Raw genomic sequence first — 1,548 nt, forward strand, 5'->3', positions numbered from 1 at the left:
CGACCAACCCTTCAACATTCCCGGCGCAACCGCGGAATGGGTGATGGAGAGGTCGGCCGCCCCAGGAAATCCAACCCCGCTGCAGCTCCCGGACTACGGTACGGTGGTCTTCCACGATTGCGGCGCGTCGGCAATCAACATGGATACGGGAGCGACGGTGGAGCGCAATCTCTCCGGCGCGAAACTCATCGACATGTACGTCGTGAAGAAGGAGACCCCGGAAAGGACCGAGAAGCCCTCCATTACGAAAGCGATCGATCCGACGGAGTTCCTGACCTACTTCCGCTAGCCAGCGTTCGGTCGACGCTGGCCAAAGTGGCACTCGGCTCCGAAGAAACTGGAACGATTGCGCTACGCGAGCGCGTGGCTTTCATGGCCGAAATAGGCGCGCTCGAGCCGGTGCGCGAGGTCGCTTTCTCCGGTCGACGCTTGAAGCGCGATCGCGCCCTGCACCAGCGCGTAGACACGATCGGCACACGCCAGTGCTTTCTCGAGCAGCTGTTCCACCAGCAGCACCGAGGTTCCCTGCTCGCGCAGCCGGCCGATGACGTTGAGGACGCGATCGACCAGCACCGGCGACAGTCCCGCCGAGGGCTCGTCGAGCATCAGGAGCCGCGGGCGGCGGACCAGCCCCTGGGCCACCGTCAGCATCTGCTGCTGCCCGCCCGAGAGTGCGCCGCCGCGCTCGTGACGCTTCTCGGCGATCTCCGGGAAGAACGACAGCGCTTCGTCGATGCGCACGGCGCGTTCAGCCCGTGGCAGGTCGTAGCCGGCAAGCAGCAGATTGTCGGTGACGGAAATCTGCGTGAACACGCGATGTCCCTCGATCACGTGCACGAGCCCGGCACGCGCGGCATCGCGCGGCGTGGCGTTGGTCATGTCGCGGCCGCCGAACCGGACCTGCCCGGCATTGACGGGCAACAATCCCGACATCGCGCACAGCAGCGTGGTCTTGCCGGCGCCGTTGGGGCCGAGCAGCGCGACCACTTCGCCCGCAGCGATCGTGATGTCGATGCCGTGCAGCACGCGGATCTTGCCGTAGCCGGACTCCAGCGCGCTCACTTTGAGCAGAGGTTCAGCCGCCGAGGTAAGCACTGACGACCTCCTTGTGGACACGGATCTCCGCCGGTGTTCCCGCCGCCAGCGTGCGGCCGAGATTGAGCACGGTGACCTGGTGGCAGATGTCGAAGATCAGATCGGCATGATGCTCAACCAGCAACACACCCGTGCCGCGGCCGCAGACCGCCTTGATCAGGCTGGCGAGCCGCTCGATCTCGTCATTGGAGAGGCCAGCGGCGGGCTCGTCGAGCAGCAGGAAATCCGGATCGAGCATCAAGGCGCGTGCGATCTCGATGAAGCGCAGCTCGCTGTGCTGCAGCCGATCGGCGCGCACATCGGCAAGCGCCTCGAGGCCGACGACGCCGAGCAGCGCGCTCATGGTCTGCGGCGAAATCTGCTGGGTGGCAGAGCCCGATCCGGCGCTGGTGCTGCTGCCGGTCGACGTCGATGTCGTGGTCGAGGAGGCGAACAGCCCGGTCGACTGGCTGC

3 protein-coding genes are annotated in these 1,548 nt (G+C 66.1%); 1 reads left to right on the top strand and 2 read right to left on the bottom strand.

Features of this window, described 5'->3' with window-relative positions; all coding sequences use genetic code 11:
* Positions 1–289: G1 family glutamic endopeptidase (locus FNJ47_RS45985; RefSeq protein WP_163163395.1), on the top strand; the 289-nt coding region annotated here is incomplete at its 5' end.
* A 62-nt stretch (positions 290–351) separates the two neighbouring features.
* On the opposite strand, the gene FNJ47_RS45990 is transcribed toward FNJ47_RS45985, so the two are convergent.
* The gene (locus FNJ47_RS45990; RefSeq protein ID WP_163163397.1) at positions 352–1,095 is read right to left on the bottom strand and encodes an ATP-binding cassette domain-containing protein; all 744 of its coding nucleotides are present in this window, start codon (positions 1,093–1,095) and stop codon (positions 352–354) included.
* Positions 1,076–1,438, bottom strand: coding sequence for an ABC transporter ATP-binding protein C-terminal domain-containing protein (locus FNJ47_RS45995; protein ID WP_236000580.1), 363 nt, complete (start codon positions 1,436–1,438; stop codon positions 1,076–1,078). The genes FNJ47_RS45990 and FNJ47_RS45995 overlap by 20 nt, the downstream gene beginning before the upstream one ends.
* Between the last annotated feature and the right edge of the window lie 110 nt (positions 1,439–1,548).

It is taken from the genome of Bradyrhizobium uaiense (assembly GCF_010811875.1).
In the GTDB taxonomy this organism is placed as follows: domain Bacteria; phylum Pseudomonadota; class Alphaproteobacteria; order Rhizobiales; family Xanthobacteraceae; genus Bradyrhizobium; species Bradyrhizobium uaiense.

Excerpts from the sequence above, each read along its gene's own strand:
- FNJ47_RS45995 (WP_236000580.1), bottom strand. The coding sequence starts at position 1,438 with ATGAGCGCGCTGCTCGGCGTCGTCGGCCTCGAGGCGCTTGCCGATGTG.